Consider the following 14,320-nt stretch of genomic DNA (forward strand, 5'->3'; position numbering starts at 1 on the left):
ACCCCATGACCGACCGTTCCGACGACCGTTTCCCGGCCGCCGAACCGCCGCTTGCCGGCACGCGGACCGAGGCCAATCTGATCCGCGCCTTCATGTCCGAGGCGGCTGCCAACCGCCGCTTCCTCTATTTCGCCCGTCAGGCCGATATCGAGGGTTTCAACGACGTGGCCGCAGTGTTCCGGTCGATCGCCGAGGGCGAGACCGGGCATGCGCTGGGCCATCTGGAATTCCTGGAAGAGGCGGGCGGTGACCCGGCGACCGGGCTTCCGATCGGCACCACCTCTCAGAACCTCCGCGCCGCGATCGCAAGCGAGGAGGAGGATGCCACCGGCGTCTATCCCGAGATGGCCCGCGTGGCCCGCGACGAGGGCCAGATCGAGGCGGCGGAGTGGTTCGAGACCCTGGCCCGGGCGGAGCGTGCCCATGCGGCGCGGTTCCGGCGCTCGCTCACCAGCCTGGAAGAGATCCTGGACGAGACCGCAGCCGAAGGGGATGACGACGGCGCCTGAGGCGCCGTCGGGCCGCCAGTGGACGGCGGGCTGTGAGGAGATGTCGGGCCGTCAGTGGAAATCTTCGTCCGGATAGACGCCCCAGATCTCGTCGCGGCGGATCCAGGCGCGGGTGTTGGCGATGTCCATTTCGCACCAGTTCCGCTCGCAGGCCATCAGGCGGCCGACCACGCCCGGCTCGGCGCGCAGCAGCGGCACGGCGTCCGCTGCCGGGCGGTTATAGAGCGTGCGGACCTCCCCCTGGATGATGGCGGTGCGCCGGCCCGACAGCAGGCTCATATGCGCCCAGCCCTCGGCCCCCTCGACATCGCGGATCTTGCGCCAGTTTTCGTATTCCGCCGTTACCTCGACCGGCAGATCCTTGCGATTGTAGATCGCGGCGACGGGATAGCGGGTGCCGGGGCCGGTGCGCACATTCACCTCGGCCGAGCGCAGTGACACGAAACGGGGCAGGGGCGGCCGTTCGGCGCTGCGGCCGATCCATTTGGCGCCGCCTTCATCCTCGGCCGGGGCATCCTTCGCCTCATCGGCGGTGGGCGCGTCGGCGGCGCCGGCCGTGAAGAACAGCGCGGCGCCTCCGATCATGGCCAGACAGACGAACAGCGTCAGCAGGAATGCGAAACGGGGGCGGGCGGTGGTGCGGTCGGGCATGAGATGGATGGGTCCTGAAGGGCGGGCCTGAAAGCATGGGGGCGGTGCCGGCCGTGCGGTTCCCTTGGGGGCAAGGGCCCCGGCGGGGCTTTCCAGACCTTACGCTGCAGGGGATCGTCACGCAATCGGTCGGCCGGTTTGTATCGCACCGGCCGATTTGCTAAGAAAGGGGACCGGGCGGGTGCCGTCGGGCAGGGCACCAGATGCGGGGCCGTTCCTGCGCCCGGTACAGGACGCCTGGATAATACGCCCCGGGGCCGGACGCTGGGCGGCCGTAAGGTGGGCGGTCTATGGGAGAGTGTCGATGGTGAAGCCGAAGCCGGTGGTTGTGGTCACCCGCAAGCTGCCCGAGCAGATCGAGACGCGCATGATGGAGCTGTTCGACACGCGGCTCAATCATGACGACGTCGCATTCGGGCAGGACAAGCTGATCGAGGCGGTCAAGACCGCCCATGTGCTTGTACCCACGGTGACCGACCGGATCGATGCCGGCGTGCTCGCCCATGCCGGGCCGCAGCTGCGGCTGATCGCCAATTTCGGCAACGGCACCGACCATATCGATCTCGCCACGGCGCGTCAGCGCGGCATCACCGTCACCAACACGCCCGACGTGCTGACGGAAGACACCGCCGACATGACCATGGCGCTGATCCTGGCGGTGGCACGGCGCGTGCCGGAAGGCGAGCGCATGGTCCGCAAGGGTGAGTGGAACGGCTGGAGCCCCACCCACATGCTTGGCCGCCGGATCTGGGGCAAGCGCCTGGGCATCATCGGCATGGGCCGTATCGGCCGTGCGCTGGCCCGCCGGGCCCGCGGCTTCGGCCTGTCGATCCACTACCACAACCGCAACCGGCTGCATGCCGATATCGAGGGTCCGCTCGAGGCGACCTATTGGGAAAGCCTCGACCAGATGCTGGCCCGGATGGACATCGTGTCGGTCAATTGCCCGCATACGCCGGCCACCTATCATCTGCTGTCGGCGCGGCGGCTGAAGCTGCTGAAGAAGGATGCCTATGTCGTCAACACCGCCCGTGGCGAGGTGATCGACGAGGCGGCGCTGACCCGCATGCTGCGCGACGGCCAGCTGGCCGGTGCGGCGCTCGACGTGTTCGAGCACGAGCCCGCAGTGAATCCCAAGCTGGTCGAACTCGACAACACCGTCCTGCTGCCGCATATGGGCTCGGCGACGCTCGAGTCGCGCATCGACATGGGCGAGAAGGTGCTGATCAACATCAAGACCTTCATCGACGGCCATACGCCCCCGGATCGGGTGCTACCGTTCTGATGATGGCAGGATCTTGCCAGATCTGAGGTCTGCTGCTATCTTCTGAGCATCGACCCCCGGCTAGTACCCCGTGCACATATAGGGCACGTGACGAACCCCGGGGGTATTTTTCATACTAAATTTCTATCTGGGGTTGATTATGTCCACGGCGATCCTGATTGATGGCGCCTTCTTTCTCGTGCGACTGAACAGCCTCTATCACGCATGGCCCGGACTGACCGACCCGGATCAGGTCGCCACGATCATCCATCGTACCGCCCTCGGGATGCTGAAACAGGGCGAGACGGAGGCGCGCCGGAACCTGTACCGGATCTTCTTCTACGATTGTCCGCCGCTGCAGAAGCGCGTCACTTTGCCAGTTTCACGGCAGACCCGAAACTATGCGCAGACCGATATGGCGACCTTTCGCCTGAGCCTTCATGCGCGATTGAGGGCAAAGCGCAAAATGGCATTGCGGCTGGGAACGTTGAAGGGAGGAACGTCCTGGCGACTGAAGGCGCCTGCGACCCAGGAACTTCTGAAGGGGCGGCGCGGTTGGGCTTCCCTCACTGATGATGATTTCGAACTGGATCTTCGCCAGAAGGGGGTCGATATGAGGATCGGGCTCGATATGGCGAGCCTGACACTGAAGAGATTTGTAGATCAGATCATTCTGATCTCGGGTGATGCAGACTTCGTTCCCGCGGCGAAGCTGGCTCGCCGAGAGGGGGTCGACGTGATTCTCAATCCGCTCTGGAAGCCGATTCCCGAGGATCTCAATGAGCACATTGACGGGCTCAGGAATTATCTTGCCCGCTATGCGACGCCAGCCGCCGCCGAAGCCGATGCAGTACCATCCGGGGCGGACGATCTGCTGGAAACCTGAGCAGGCGCCCGCTTTCAGATGACCACGAGCCGCCCCGTGTCGCCCAGGATCCGGTAGAGGCTGACCAGGCCGCCCTCTTCGAAGGGCAGGTCGTCCCTGAGCGCGGTCTTCTCCAGGCCGATGGCGCGCAGGCCCATATCGCAGACCATGAAGCGGGCGCCGAGGTCGCGGCAGGCTTCGATCAGGTCTTCCACGCCGGCGGCGCCGCGGGCGACGAGGCCGGCATTCCAGCCCGTGGCGTCGCCGGCCACGCCTGCGGCGACAAGGTCGGGGCCGAGCGGGCAGGTCACCCAGCCCGGCCGTCCATCCGGATCGGGCGCGCGCAGGCTCAGAAGGGCGGCGTTGGTGAAGAACAACACCACAGGTTGCGAGACCGCCAGGGCCGCTGCGGCCATGGCCAGGCCATAATGGACACGATTGAGGCTGCCCGATTCGAGGATCAGGCCGGTATATGATCTGTCACTGACCATGAACGTGTCCCGTCATGCACCATGGGCGCCGAGATCCGTGATGACCGGGTGGTCACCACAGAGCGGGCAGGCCGGATCGGCGGGCAGGCGGACGGTGCGGAAGCGGTTGGAGAGGGCGTCCACGATCAGCATCCGACCGGCAAGCCCCTCGCCGATGCCGGTCAGCTCCTTCACCACCTCCAGCGCCTGGAGCGAGCCGACCATGCCGGCCAGCGCACCGATGATGCCCCCCGAGGAACAGCTGGGGATCAGTCCCAGCGGCGGCGGGGCGGGGTAGAGGCAGCGATAGCAGGGCAGGCGTGGCCCCCCCGAACGGTGGGCGTGCGAGCGGAAGGTGTAGATCTGGCCGTCGAAGCGCAGGATCGCCGCCGAGACCAGGGTGCGACCCAGCAGATGGCAGGCATCATTGACCAGGAAGCGGGTGTCGAAATTGTCCGAGCCGTCGGCGACGAGATCATAGGCGCCGATCAGCGCCGCCGCATTGCCGGCATCGATCCGGCTGTCGTGGATGTCGACCCGGATCTCGGGATTGAGTGCCCGGATGGCACGGGCGGCGCTTTCGACCTTCGGCCGGCCGATATCTTCGGTGCGATGAATGATCTGGCGCTGCAGATTGCTGAGATCGACCCGATCGGCATCGACGATACCGATCGTGCCCACCCCGGCGGCCGCGAGATAGAGGCTGAGCGGTGCACCCAGGCCGCCTGCGCCGATCAGCAGAACCCGGGCGCGCTTCAGGGCAAGCTGGGCCGTCTCGCTGAATTCCGGCAGCACGAGCTGGCGGCTGTAGCGTTCGATTTCGGCGTCGGTGAGCTCGATGTCGTCCACGACAGGCGGGGTTCCGCAGCAGAAGGGGGCGGCCGCGACGGAAGCGCCGCGGCCGCGGACGGGATCACTCGAGACCGTTGAAGAGATCGGTCGAGAGATAGCGTTCGGCGAAGGAGGGGACAATCGCAACCACGGTCTTGCCGGCCATGTCGGGCCGCTGGGCGATCTCGACCGCAGCCGCCACGGCGGCACCCGACGAGATGCCGCAGGGGATGCCTTCGGTCCGCGCCAGGGTGCGGGCATAGTCGAAGGCGGTCTCGTTGGCGATGGTCAGCACCTCGTCGATCACCGAGCGGTCCAGGATCTCAGGCACGAAACCGGCACCGATGCCCTGGATCTTGTGCGGGCCGGGCAGGCCGCCCGACAGCACCGCGCTGTCCTCGGGCTCCACCGCAACGATCCGCACGTCCGGGTTCTTCTGCTTCAGCACCTGGCCGATGCCGGTGACGGTGCCGCCGGTGCCGACGCCGGCTACGACCACATCCACCTTGCCGGCGGTATCGGCCCAGATCTCCTCGGCCGTGGTCACCCGGTGCACGGCCGGGTTGGCCTTGTTGCGGAACTGCTGGAGCATGATCGCATTCGGGTTGCCGTCCACCAGCTCCTGGGCGCGGGCGATGGCGCCCTTCATGCCCAGCTTCGCGGGCGTCAGTTCAAGCTCGGCGCCCAGCAGTTTCAGCATCTTGCGGCGTTCGATCGACATGCTCTCGGGCATGGCCAGGATCAGCCGGTAGCCCTTGGCGGCGCAGACGAAGGCAAGCGCAATGCCGGTATTGCCCGAGGTCGGCTCGACCAGAATGGTGTCGGGGCCGATGGCGCCTTCCGCCTCGGCGGCGGCGACCATCGCGCCGGCAATGCGGTCCTTGACCGAGGCGAGCGGGTTGAAGAATTCGAGCTTGGCCAGAACCTCACCCTTCACGCCCTTGGCGGCGCCGAGGCGCGAAAGACGGACCAGCGGGGTATCGCCGATGGTGTCGATGACATTGTCATAGATCCGGCCACGGCCGTGGGTGGGGGTCGGCTGCCAGGTATCGGTCATGTCGACTGCGCTCCTTCGTGGGGCCTGCCTCGGGGCGGGGGCGGCCTTCGCCTCAGATCGAGAAATCCATGCGGGTCATGGCTTCGCTGCGGATGCCCTGTTCCACGGCGCGCTGACAGAGATCGGCGACGGTGATGCCGTCCAGGCGTTCCATCAACTCATCCTGGATGTCCTGCCAGACCGGGCGGACCACCTTGTGGCCCAGATCGGACCCGGCCGGATCGGCCATGGGGTCGTCGGTCTTCTCCATGGCGCGCACCACGCGGGCGATGTCGCCGATGGTGATCTTGCGCCGCTCGCGTGCCAGCCGGTAGCCGCCGCGGGGGCCGCGCACGCCTTCCAGGATCTCGGCATGCACCAGCTGCTGCATGACCTGTTCGAGATACCGCTGCGGGATGCCCTGACGGCGGGTGATCTCCTTGCTCTGGACCGGCTCGGCACCGCCGTTGTGGGCGATGTCGACCACGGCTTCCAGCGCGAACAGCAGTTTCTTCGACAGCCTGAGCATGGGCGTTTCCGTTTCGATCCTGTTCGTGAACCCCGGCCTTGCACCACCGTTCCGCGGCAGGCCCGGATCTGTTCTCAGTGCCCGGTGGAACCGAAGCCACCGGCGCCGCGGACGGTGTCGTCCAGCGCCTCGACCTCGACCAGGCGGGTGGCGGTGACCGGGGCGATCACCAGCTGTGCGATCCGCATGCCGCGGGTGATCTCGACCGGCGCATCGCCCAGATTGACCAGCAGGACTTTCAACTCGCCGCGATAATCGGCATCGATGGTGCCGGGCGCGTTGAGCACGGTGACGCCCTGAGAGAAGGCCAGGCCCGAGCGCGGCCGTACCTGCCCCTCATAGCCTTCGGGGATCGCCATGGTCAGGCCGGTCGGAACCAGGGTCCGCCCCCCGGGGGCCAGCACGATCGGCGCGTCGGCCGGCACGGCGGCGGGCAGGTCCAGCCCGGCGGCACCGGCGGTCTTCATCTCGGGGAGCGGCAGGTCGCGGCCGTGATCGAGGCGGACGACCCCGATCCGGAGGTGGCGGTCCATCAGGCGGAATCCTTGGTGGTGGGCGCTGCGAAGTGATCGGCAATGCGGCGGGCCAGCCGGTCCGCCACCGCCTGCTTGGTCATGGCGGGCCAGCTGTCGGTGCCGTCGGCATCGATCAGGTGGACGGCATTGTCGTCGCCGCCGAAGGTGCCGGTGCCGGTCGAAACATCGTTGGCGACGATCCAGTCGCAGCCCTTGCGCGCCCGCTTGGCACGGGCATGGTCCAGCACCTGCTCGGTCTCGGCTGCAAAGCCCACCACCAGGGCCGGGCGCGATGGGCCGGGTGCCGAGATGGTGCGCAGGATGTCGGGATTCTCGATCAGCCGGATGTCGGGCGGCAGCGCGCCGCCCGGCTGCTTCTTCAGCTTCTGCCCGGCTTCGATCGCCGGCCGCCAGTCGGCGACGGCGGCGGCGCAGACCGCGATATCGGCGGGAAGCGCCGCTTCGACCGCCGCCAGCATCTCGCGGGCGCTTTCGATATGGATGGTGTCGACACCGGCCGGATCGGTCAGGCGGGTCGGGCCGGTGACCAGGGTCACCTGGCAGCCCAGCGCGGCGAGTGCTGCAGCGATCGCATGCCCCTGCTTGCCGGACGAGCGATTGGCGATGTAGCGCACCGGGTCGATCGGCTCGTGCGTCGGGCCGCTGGTGACGACGGCATGCCGGCCCGACAGCGGGCCGGGCGCATCGATCAGTGCCGTCCCGGGACCCGTGAGCGCCGGGCGGCTGTTCTCGGCCAGGGCGGCACGGATGGCCTCCACGATCGTCGCCGGCTCTGCCATGCGGCCCGGGCCGAACTCGCCACAGGCCATTTCACCCGCGTCGGGACCGACCGTCAGCACGCCGTCGCGGCTAAGCTGGTCCAGATTGCGCCGGGTTGCCGGGTGGAACCACATCCGCACATTCATCGCCGGCGCCACGAGCACCCGCTTGTCGGTGGCAAGCAGCAGGGTGGTCGCCAGGTCATCGGAAATCCCCGCGGCCATCTTCGCCAGGATGTCGGCGGTGGCGGGGGCCACGACCACCAGGTCGGCAGCGCGGGACAGCTGGATATGGCCGATCTCGGTCTCATCCTTCAGCGAAAAGAGGTCGGTGTGGACCTCCTCGCCCGAGAGCACGGCGAGAGACATGGGGGTCACGAACTCGCCGGCCGCACGGGTCATCACGACCTTCACCCCGGCGCCCGCCTTGCGGAGCAGCCGGATGAGTTCGAGGGCCTTGTAGGCGGCGATGCCGCCGGTGACGATCAGCAGGATGCGCTTGCCGGTGAGCACCGGACCCTCCGCTTGGGATCCGACGGCTGGCGGGGGCCGTCATGTGGAACCTGCGCAATTGCGCAAGGCGTGGTGTGGTTAAACTAGGCGCCCTGAGGTCGCCGTGCAAGAGACAAGGCGAACCGGCATTTTAACCTGACGATGTTGCGGATGGGATGCGCCCCTGCCCGCTCAGCCCAGGATGAGCCAGAGCAGGGCCACCAGCAGGCCGCCGCCGATCGCGGCCGAAAGCCGGCTGCCGCTCATGATCACCGGGCGCGGCCGCTCGGGATCGCTCAGGGTTTCCAGCCGATCCATGATCCGGGGCAGGCGCTGCGCCAGATGAAGCATCTCGCGCGCGGTGGTCTCGGCGCGGGCGCGCGGGCCCAGATTGGCGGCCATCCATTCGCGGATCAGCGGCTCGGCCAGCACCCACATATTGGCGCCGGGGTCCAGCAGTCGGGCCATACCTTCCGCCTGGACCATAGTCTTCTGGAGCAGCAGCAGCTGGGGCTGCGTCTCCATCTGGAAGGTGGTCGTGACCTGGAACAGCTGGGCGAGCAGCCGGCCGATCGAGATCTCGTTCTGGGGCTTGCCCAGGATCGGCTCGCCGATCGAGCGGGCAGCCTGGGCAAAGAGCGGCCGCGACTGGTCGGGGGGGACGAAACCGGCCGCAAAATGCACGTCGGCCACCGCATCGTAGTCGCGGGTCAGGAAGGCGCGCAGCATCTCTGCCAGATAGAGCCGCGACTGACGGTCCAGCCGGCCCATGATGCCGAAATCGACCACGGCGATGCGACCGTCGGGCAGGATGAACAGGTTGCCCGGATGCATGTCGCCATGGAAGAAGCCGTCGCGGAACACCTGCAGGAAGAAGACCCGGGCGGCATTCGCCATGATTTCGCGCCCGTCGAGGCCTGCGGCCTCGAGCGCTGCGGTGTCGTCGGCACGCACGCCGCCGGTGATCCGCTCCAGCGTCATGACCCGGGCGGCGGTGCGCATCCAGTCGATCTCTGGCACCATGAAGCCGGGATCGCCCTCGAAATTCTCGCGCAGCTCCTGGCCTGCCGCCGCTTCCATTCGCAGGTCGGTTTCGATCGCCACCACTTCCGACAGGGTGCGGACCACCTCGACCGGTTTCAGCCGGCGGCTGCCGGGCAGCAGGCGCTCCAGCCAGCGGGCGATCCAGGCGAAGAGGGCGAGGTCGGTGGCGAGCGCGCGTTCCACCCCCGGACGCAGTACCTTGACCGCGACCTCGCGGCCGTCGGTGGTCTCGGCGAAATGGACCTGGGCGACCGAGGCTGCCGCCACCGGCACGTCGTCGAACTGCGCGAAGAGATCGCTGACCGGCCGTTCGAAAGACTGTTCGATGATCCGCCGCGCATCCGCCCCAGGGAAGGGCGGCAGTCTATCCTGCAGCCGGGCCAGATCGCGCGCCACGGTTTCGCCGATCAGGTCGGCGCGGATCGACAGCACCTGGCCGAGCTTCACGAAACTGGGGCCGAGGGCGGTGAGCGCCCGGGCCAGCCTTTCGCCTTCCGCCAGCTCGCGCAGGTCGCGCCGGGTCAGGCGCCGGGCGGTCCGTCCGGCAAACCCCGCTGCCGGATGCTGGGTCGCCAGCTGTTCGAGCGGGAAGAGCGCGCCGTGACGGGCGAGGACATAGCCGATGCGCGAAAGCCGCAGCAGGTGGCGCAGGGTCGAGAACATGGGGGTCCGATCGGGAGAGGCGGGCGCTCAGACGTTCCAGGCCGAGTGCAGGGCGGCGATGCCGCCGGACAGCAGCCGCACCTTGACCTGGCGGAAGCCGGCGTCCGCGATCATCCCGGCGAAGCGGTCGGCGCTCGGGAATTTGCGGATGCTTTCGGCGAGGTAACGATAGCTCGCGGCATCGCGCGCGACCACCCGGCCCACCTGCGGCAGCACCTTGAAGGAATAGAGATCGTAAAGCCGGTCGAGCACCGGCGCCTGCACCTGAGAGAATTCCAGGCACATGAACCGGCCGCCGGGCTTCAGCACCCGCCGCGCTTCGGCAAGTGCCGCCGGGATGTCGGCGACGTTCCGGATGCCGAACGCGATGGTGTAGACATCGACCGAGGCCGACCGGACCGGCAGCACCTCGGCATTGCCCGCCACCCAGTCGATGCCGTCCAGGATGCCGCGATCGACCGCCCGGTCGCGGCCGACCTCGAGCATCGCAGGTGTCAGGTCGCAGACCGTCACCCGTGCCGGCGGCAGCTGGGCGGCGGCGGAACCGGCATTGCGCCGGGCGCGATCGATGAAGCGGAAGGCGATGTCGCCGGTGCCGCCGGCCACGTCGAGCAGGTGCTGGCCGGGCCGCGGCGCCAGCCAGTCCATCATCGCGTCCTTCCACAGCCGGTGGACGCCGCCGCTCAGCAGGTCGTTCATCAGGTCGTAGCGCCGGGCGACGCTGTCGAACACGCCGCGCACCATGCGGCGCTTTTGGCCGACCGTGGTGCTGGTGAACCCGAAATCGGCAGGGCGCTCGTCGCCGGCGTGCCGGCCGGCGGGCTCGTCGATCACTGACATCGCTCGTCCTCGGAACCTTCGGGTGCGGGTGCGCGAGGGAACATAGCGCGGGCCGGGGCATTGCGCTACCCTCGCCCCCATGCCAGAGCTGCCCGAAGTCGAAACCGTGCTCAGGGGCATCGCCCCCAGGATGATCGGACGCCGCCTTGCCGAGGTCGAGGCGCGGCGCCCGGATCTGCGTCGCCCGCTGCCCGCCGGTTTCGTGCAGCGGCTGACGGGGCGTGCCGTGATCGCGGCGGATCGTCGCGCCAAATATCTGCGCCTGCACCTTGAGGGGGGCGAGACGCTGATCGTCCATCTGGGCATGTCGGGCCGGCTGGTGATCGAGGATGCGCCGCCGCCGGTCGCCTTCCATCACGGCCCCTCGATCGCGGTGGCGGATGCGCCCCATACCCATGTCGTGTTTCGCCTGGACGATGGCACCCGGATCCTGTTCGCCGATCCGCGCCGCTTCGGGCTGATGGACATCGCCGCCACCGACGATCTGGACGCCCATGACCTCTTCGCCCATCTGGGACCGGAGCCGCTCGGCAACGGTTTCTCGGGGCCCTATCTCGCCCGGGCCTTCGAGGGGCGGCGTGCCCCGGTGAAGGCGCTGCTGCTGGATCAGCGCGTGGTGGTGGGGGTCGGCAACATCTATGCGAGCGAAAGCCTGTTCGAGGCCGGCATCCACCCGGCCCGTGCCGCCGGCACCCTGTCGGCCGAGGATTGCGACCGGCTGGCGGCGGCGGTTCGGGCGACGCTCGACCGGGCGATCACCGCCGGCGGCTCCACCCTCAGGGATTTCGTCGGCGCCTCGGGCGAACTCGGCTACTTCCAGCACAGTTTCCGGGTCTATGACCGGGCCGACGCCCCCTGTTCGCGGGAGGGCTGCGGCGGTACCATAGAACGCGTCGTTCAATCGAACCGTGCCACCTATTTCTGTTCCCGGTGTCAGGCATGACCGTTTTCCGGACCATGATCGTCCTTGCGGCGCTCGCGATCGCCGGCCCCATGACCATCGGTCTCAGCCCGGTTGAGGCCGCCGACACCGAGTTCCTGGGCCAGGTCGAAGATCTGCCGCTGGCCCCGGGGCTCGCCGAGGATGCGGGGGGCTTTACGTTTGACAAGCCCGACGGGCGTATCGTAGAGGCTTACGCAGTCGGTCGTGTGACCGGTGCACAGGTGATGCGCTTCTACCGCGACGCCCTGCCCCAGCTGGGCTGGCGCGAGGTCGGGGGTGCCGCCGCCGCATCCGGTGCCGGCGCCGGTATCGCCGCCTTCACCCGCGGGACCGAGCGTCTGACGATCGACACGGCCGAGCAATCCTCCGGCCGTCTGGTCGTGCATTTCGTGCTGGCACCCGCCGAGGGTGCTGCGCGCCCCTGACAGCCAGGCTCCCGCCCCTGCCGGGAGGCCGCCGGGCGTCGGGACGTCAGTCTTCATCGACCGGCTTCGGGACCAGGCAGGCGGCGAAGGATCCCGCATCCGCCGCCCCGGTGAAGCCGACGCGGGATCGCGGAGGGAGCAGACCCACATGTCCTACAAGAACATCCTGGTCGACACGCGCGGCGCCGTCGGGCTGATCCAGCTCAACCGGCCCAAGGCGTTGAACGCGCTCTGCGCCGAACTGATCGAGGAGCTGAACGCGGCGCTCGACGCCTATGAGGCGGATCCCGAGATCGGCGCGATCGTGCTGACCGGCAGCGAGAAGGCCTTTGCGGCCGGCGCCGACATCAAGGAGATGCTGCCCAAGTCCTTCCAGGACGTCTACATGGAGGACTTCATCTCGCGCTGGGAGCGGGTGACCCGCTGCAAGAAGCCGGTGATCGCGGCGGTGTCGGGCTATGCGCTCGGCGGCGGCTGCGAGCTGGCGATGATGTGCGATTTCATTCTGGCGGCCGAGAATGCGAAGTTCGGCCAGCCCGAGATCAATCTCGGCACCATTCCGGGCTCGGGCGGCACCCAGCGCCTCACCCGTTTCGTCGGCAAGTCCAAGGCCATGGAAATGTGCCTGACCGGCCGGATGATGGATGCCGAGGAAGCCGAGCGTGCGGGGCTGGTCAGCAGGATCCTGCCGGTGGCCGAGCTGCTGGACGAAGCGCTGAAGGTCGCCCAGGCGATCGCCGCCAAGTCCCTGCCCTCGGTGATGATGGCCAAGGAGGCGGTCAATGCCGCCTATGAGACCACGCTGACCCAGGGCGTGCGCTTCGAACGCCGGCTGTTCCATTCGAGCTTTGCGCTCGAGGATCGCCGCGAGGGCATGACCGCCTTCTCGGAGAAGCGCGAGCCCCAGTTCAAGAACCGCTGACCACATCCCGCCGACCGGTGCCGGCCCGGCGGGAATCGCAGTGGTTGCACGACAACGGCCGGCGGCGTTCCGGCCGGAGCGCTTTCGGCTTTGCCGATAACGTCTTGACTCAATCGTGGACCGCACCTATCGTCCGCGGCCTGAGTTTCCCCTTATCCCGAACGTATCCGAAGGGCCGACCCTGATGGCCAATCATGTCTCCGCCGAGAAGCGTATCCGTCGCAACGCGCGCCGGGCCGAAATCAACGGCGCTCGTATCAGCCGCATCCGCACCTTCGTGAAGAAGGTCGAAAAGGCCCTTGCCCTGGGCGACAAGGATGCCGCCGTCGCCGCTTTCGCCGTCGCCGAGCCGGAACTGCGTCGCGGCGTGAACAAGGGCGTGCTGCACGGCAACACCGCCTCGCGCAAGATCTCGCGCCTCAGCGCGCGCGTGAAGGCGCTGTCGCAGGCCTGAGCCCGCAGCGATCCGGCGCCGGATCGTGGCTGAAACTCCGGAAACCCGGAGGTGACAGTCAGGGTCTTCGGCATATGGTCGCAGGCAGCCCGACATCCTTCGACGCACGGCATGCGATCTCCGCATGCCGTGCGTCGTCGTGTCGGGATTAATGCAGCGCATCAAAAGATCGCGTTCGCATTTCGGACCCGTTGCCAGCCGCCCGGGCCGGGGCTAGTCTAGGCCCCATCGAATGCAGGTCCGTCCCCACAGCGGCCGAGCGTACCGGAGGTTCCGGACCGGATGCCTTGTCAGGCATCCGATCTATCGAATCCGAGGCATGTTCGCCGATGGTTTCGACCGACCTGTTTCCCCAAGCCTTTCGAAGAGCGGATGTGGACGGCGCGTCATTCGGTGCATGGACATCGAATGATGACGCAGAGGCTTTGTCCGCAGGCGGCCCCGAGGGCCTGACCATGCGGATCCCGTGGCCCCGGGCCATGCGCGTGTCCTTTGCCTGCCGCGTCCCTCATCCCTTCGTCCTGATCTGCCAGAGGAGCCACGAGGCGACGCCATGGCCAGCACCGACGACATCCGCCGCAACGCATCGGCCCGTACGGGCGCCCAGGCCGGCTATGCCGGCGACGTCACGCCCGAGGAGGCGTGGGCCTTTCTGGAGCAGCAGCCCGACGCGGTTCTGGTCGACGTGCGCACCCGCGAGGAATGGATGTTCGTGGGCCTGCCGCTGCTCCAGCCCCTGGGCAAGGAGCCGCAGCTGATTTCGTGGCAGGTCTGGCCGCAGATGGCGCCCAACCGCGACTTCACCAATGCGCTGGCCGAGGCCGGCGTCGGCCGCGAGCAGCCGGTGCTGTTCCTGTGCCGCAGCGGCGCCCGGTCGCGGGCTGCTGCCATCGCGGCCACGGCTGCGGGCTATGAGACGGCGTTCAACATTGCAGGCGGGTTCGAGGGGGATGTCGGCCCCGACGGACATCGCGGTACGGTCAACGGCTGGAAGGCGGCGGGGCTGCCCTGGTTCCAGAACTGATCCGACCGTCCGTCACCGCCGTGTCGTGGCCCGAGAGGGGGCGGCGCGGTTGCCGTTCGTCCGC

At 68.1% G+C, this 14,320-nt stretch carries 17 protein-coding genes; 8 read left to right on the forward strand and 9 right to left on the reverse strand.

Going from position 1 to position 14,320, the window contains the following annotated elements; all coding sequences use genetic code 11:
* The first annotated feature begins 5 nt into the window (after positions 1-5).
* Positions 6-509, forward strand: a complete 504-nt coding sequence (locus TMO_RS17875; RefSeq protein WP_014747064.1) for a rubrerythrin family protein — start codon at positions 6-8, stop codon at positions 507-509.
* 51 nt (positions 510-560) lie between these two features.
* Here the strand turns inward: TMO_RS17875 and TMO_RS17880 are convergent, their stop codons facing one another.
* Entirely contained in the window at positions 561-1,160 is a 600-nt protein-coding gene (locus tag TMO_RS17880; RefSeq protein ID WP_014747065.1) for an SH3 domain-containing protein, read from the reverse strand.
* A 304-nt stretch (positions 1,161-1,464) separates the two neighbouring features.
* Here TMO_RS17880 and TMO_RS17885 point away from each other — a divergent pair, with 304 nt between their 5' ends.
* Positions 1,465-2,445 carry a 2-hydroxyacid dehydrogenase gene (locus TMO_RS17885; RefSeq protein ID WP_014747066.1) on the forward strand — a complete coding sequence of 327 codons (981 nt, stop codon included), beginning with the start codon at positions 1,465-1,467 and terminating at the stop codon, positions 2,443-2,445.
* 139 nt (positions 2,446-2,584) lie between these two features.
* A complete protein-coding gene (locus TMO_RS17890) occupies positions 2,585-3,310 on the forward strand; it encodes an NYN domain-containing protein (RefSeq protein ID WP_014747067.1) in 726 nt (241 codons plus the stop codon).
* 14 nt (positions 3,311-3,324) lie between these two features.
* Here the strand turns inward: TMO_RS17890 and TMO_RS17895 are convergent, their stop codons facing one another.
* The 8 genes from TMO_RS17895 to ubiE all read right to left on the reverse strand — a co-directional run bounded on the left by TMO_RS17895 (position 3,325) and on the right by ubiE (position 10,488).
* Positions 3,325-3,780 carry a DsrE family protein gene (locus TMO_RS17895; RefSeq protein WP_014747068.1) on the reverse strand — a complete coding sequence of 152 codons (456 nt, stop codon included), beginning with the start codon at positions 3,778-3,780 and terminating at the stop codon, positions 3,325-3,327.
* A gap of 12 nt (positions 3,781-3,792) precedes the next feature.
* Positions 3,793-4,608: a HesA/MoeB/ThiF family protein gene (locus TMO_RS17900; protein ID WP_014747069.1), complete on the reverse strand. Its 816-nt coding sequence runs from the start codon at positions 4,606-4,608 to the stop codon at positions 3,793-3,795.
* Between the two features lie 64 nt (positions 4,609-4,672).
* Positions 4,673-5,647 carry a cysteine synthase A gene (gene cysK / locus TMO_RS17905; RefSeq protein WP_014747070.1) on the reverse strand — a complete coding sequence of 325 codons (975 nt, stop codon included), beginning with the start codon at positions 5,645-5,647 and terminating at the stop codon, positions 4,673-4,675.
* A gap of 52 nt (positions 5,648-5,699) precedes the next feature.
* Complete coding sequence (locus TMO_RS17910; protein ID WP_014747071.1) at positions 5,700-6,155, reverse strand: RrF2 family transcriptional regulator; 456 nt, start codon at positions 6,153-6,155, stop codon at positions 5,700-5,702.
* 74 nt (positions 6,156-6,229) lie between these two features.
* A complete protein-coding gene (gene dut / locus TMO_RS17915; RefSeq protein ID WP_014747072.1) occupies positions 6,230-6,688 on the reverse strand; it encodes a dUTP diphosphatase in 459 nt (152 codons plus the stop codon).
* Complete coding sequence (gene coaBC / locus TMO_RS17920; RefSeq protein ID WP_014747073.1) at positions 6,688-7,962, reverse strand: bifunctional phosphopantothenoylcysteine decarboxylase/phosphopantothenate--cysteine ligase CoaBC; 1,275 nt, start codon at positions 7,960-7,962, stop codon at positions 6,688-6,690. The genes dut and coaBC overlap by 1 nt, the downstream gene beginning before the upstream one ends.
* A 171-nt stretch (positions 7,963-8,133) precedes the next feature.
* Entirely contained in the window at positions 8,134-9,648 is a 1,515-nt protein-coding gene (ubiB, locus tag TMO_RS17925) for a 2-polyprenylphenol 6-hydroxylase (RefSeq protein WP_014747074.1), read from the reverse strand.
* Between the two features lie 27 nt (positions 9,649-9,675).
* Positions 9,676-10,488 (reverse strand): bifunctional demethylmenaquinone methyltransferase/2-methoxy-6-polyprenyl-1,4-benzoquinol methylase UbiE, encoded by an 813-nt coding sequence (gene ubiE, locus TMO_RS17930; protein WP_041605104.1) that lies wholly within the window; start codon positions 10,486-10,488, stop codon positions 9,676-9,678.
* A 79-nt stretch (positions 10,489-10,567) separates the two neighbouring features.
* On the opposite strand from ubiE, the gene mutM reads away from it, so the two are divergent.
* The 5 genes from mutM (at position 10,568) to TMO_RS17955 (ending at position 14,256) form a co-directional block, all read left to right on the forward strand.
* Entirely contained in the window at positions 10,568-11,431 is an 864-nt protein-coding gene (mutM, locus tag TMO_RS17935; RefSeq protein WP_014747076.1) for a bifunctional DNA-formamidopyrimidine glycosylase/DNA-(apurinic or apyrimidinic site) lyase, read from the forward strand.
* The gene (locus TMO_RS29690; protein ID WP_014747077.1) at positions 11,428-11,856 is read left to right on the forward strand and encodes a hypothetical protein; all 429 of its coding nucleotides are present in this window, start codon (positions 11,428-11,430) and stop codon (positions 11,854-11,856) included. The genes mutM and TMO_RS29690 overlap by 4 nt, the downstream gene beginning before the upstream one ends.
* A gap of 148 nt (positions 11,857-12,004) precedes the next feature.
* Entirely contained in the window at positions 12,005-12,778 is a 774-nt protein-coding gene (locus TMO_RS17945; protein ID WP_014747078.1) for an enoyl-CoA hydratase, read from the forward strand.
* 184 nt (positions 12,779-12,962) lie between these two features.
* Positions 12,963-13,232 carry a 30S ribosomal protein S20 gene (gene rpsT, locus TMO_RS17950; protein WP_014747079.1) on the forward strand — a complete coding sequence of 90 codons (270 nt, stop codon included), beginning with the start codon at positions 12,963-12,965 and terminating at the stop codon, positions 13,230-13,232.
* 553 nt (positions 13,233-13,785) lie between these two features.
* On the forward strand, positions 13,786-14,256 hold the full coding sequence (locus TMO_RS17955) for a rhodanese-like domain-containing protein (protein ID WP_014747080.1): 471 nt from the start codon (positions 13,786-13,788) through the stop codon (positions 14,254-14,256).
* Positions 14,257-14,320 lie beyond the last annotated feature (64 nt).

Source organism: Tistrella mobilis KA081020-065, from assembly GCF_000264455.2.
Taxonomy (GTDB): domain Bacteria; phylum Pseudomonadota; class Alphaproteobacteria; order Tistrellales; family Tistrellaceae; genus Tistrella; species Tistrella mobilis.

Excerpts from the sequence above, each read along its gene's own strand:
- TMO_RS17875 (WP_014747064.1), top strand. The coding sequence starts at position 6 with ATGACCGACCGTTCCGACGACCGTTTCCCGGCCGCCGAACCGCCGCTT.
- TMO_RS17880 (WP_014747065.1), bottom strand. The coding sequence starts at position 1,160 with ATGCCCGACCGCACCACCGCCCGCCCCCGTTTCGCATTCCTGCTGACG.
- TMO_RS17885 (WP_014747066.1), top strand. The coding sequence starts at position 1,465 with ATGGTGAAGCCGAAGCCGGTGGTTGTGGTCACCCGCAAGCTGCCCGAG.
- TMO_RS17890 (WP_014747067.1), top strand. The coding sequence starts at position 2,585 with ATGTCCACGGCGATCCTGATTGATGGCGCCTTCTTTCTCGTGCGACTG.
- TMO_RS17895 (WP_014747068.1), bottom strand. The coding sequence starts at position 3,780 with ATGGTCAGTGACAGATCATATACCGGCCTGATCCTCGAATCGGGCAGC.
- cysK (WP_014747070.1), bottom strand. The coding sequence starts at position 5,647 with ATGACCGATACCTGGCAGCCGACCCCCACCCACGGCCGTGGCCGGATC.
- TMO_RS17910 (WP_014747071.1), bottom strand. The coding sequence starts at position 6,155 with ATGCTCAGGCTGTCGAAGAAACTGCTGTTCGCGCTGGAAGCCGTGGTC.
- dut (WP_014747072.1), bottom strand. The coding sequence starts at position 6,688 with ATGGACCGCCACCTCCGGATCGGGGTCGTCCGCCTCGATCACGGCCGC.
- ubiB (WP_014747074.1), bottom strand. The coding sequence starts at position 9,648 with ATGTTCTCGACCCTGCGCCACCTGCTGCGGCTTTCGCGCATCGGCTAT.
- ubiE (WP_041605104.1), bottom strand. The coding sequence starts at position 10,488 with ATGTCAGTGATCGACGAGCCCGCCGGCCGGCACGCCGGCGACGAGCGC.
- mutM (WP_014747076.1), top strand. The coding sequence starts at position 10,568 with ATGCCAGAGCTGCCCGAAGTCGAAACCGTGCTCAGGGGCATCGCCCCC.
- TMO_RS29690 (WP_014747077.1), top strand. The coding sequence starts at position 11,428 with ATGACCGTTTTCCGGACCATGATCGTCCTTGCGGCGCTCGCGATCGCC.
- TMO_RS17945 (WP_014747078.1), top strand. The coding sequence starts at position 12,005 with ATGTCCTACAAGAACATCCTGGTCGACACGCGCGGCGCCGTCGGGCTG.
- rpsT (WP_014747079.1), top strand. The coding sequence starts at position 12,963 with ATGGCCAATCATGTCTCCGCCGAGAAGCGTATCCGTCGCAACGCGCGC.
- TMO_RS17955 (WP_014747080.1), top strand. The coding sequence starts at position 13,786 with ATGGCCAGCACCGACGACATCCGCCGCAACGCATCGGCCCGTACGGGC.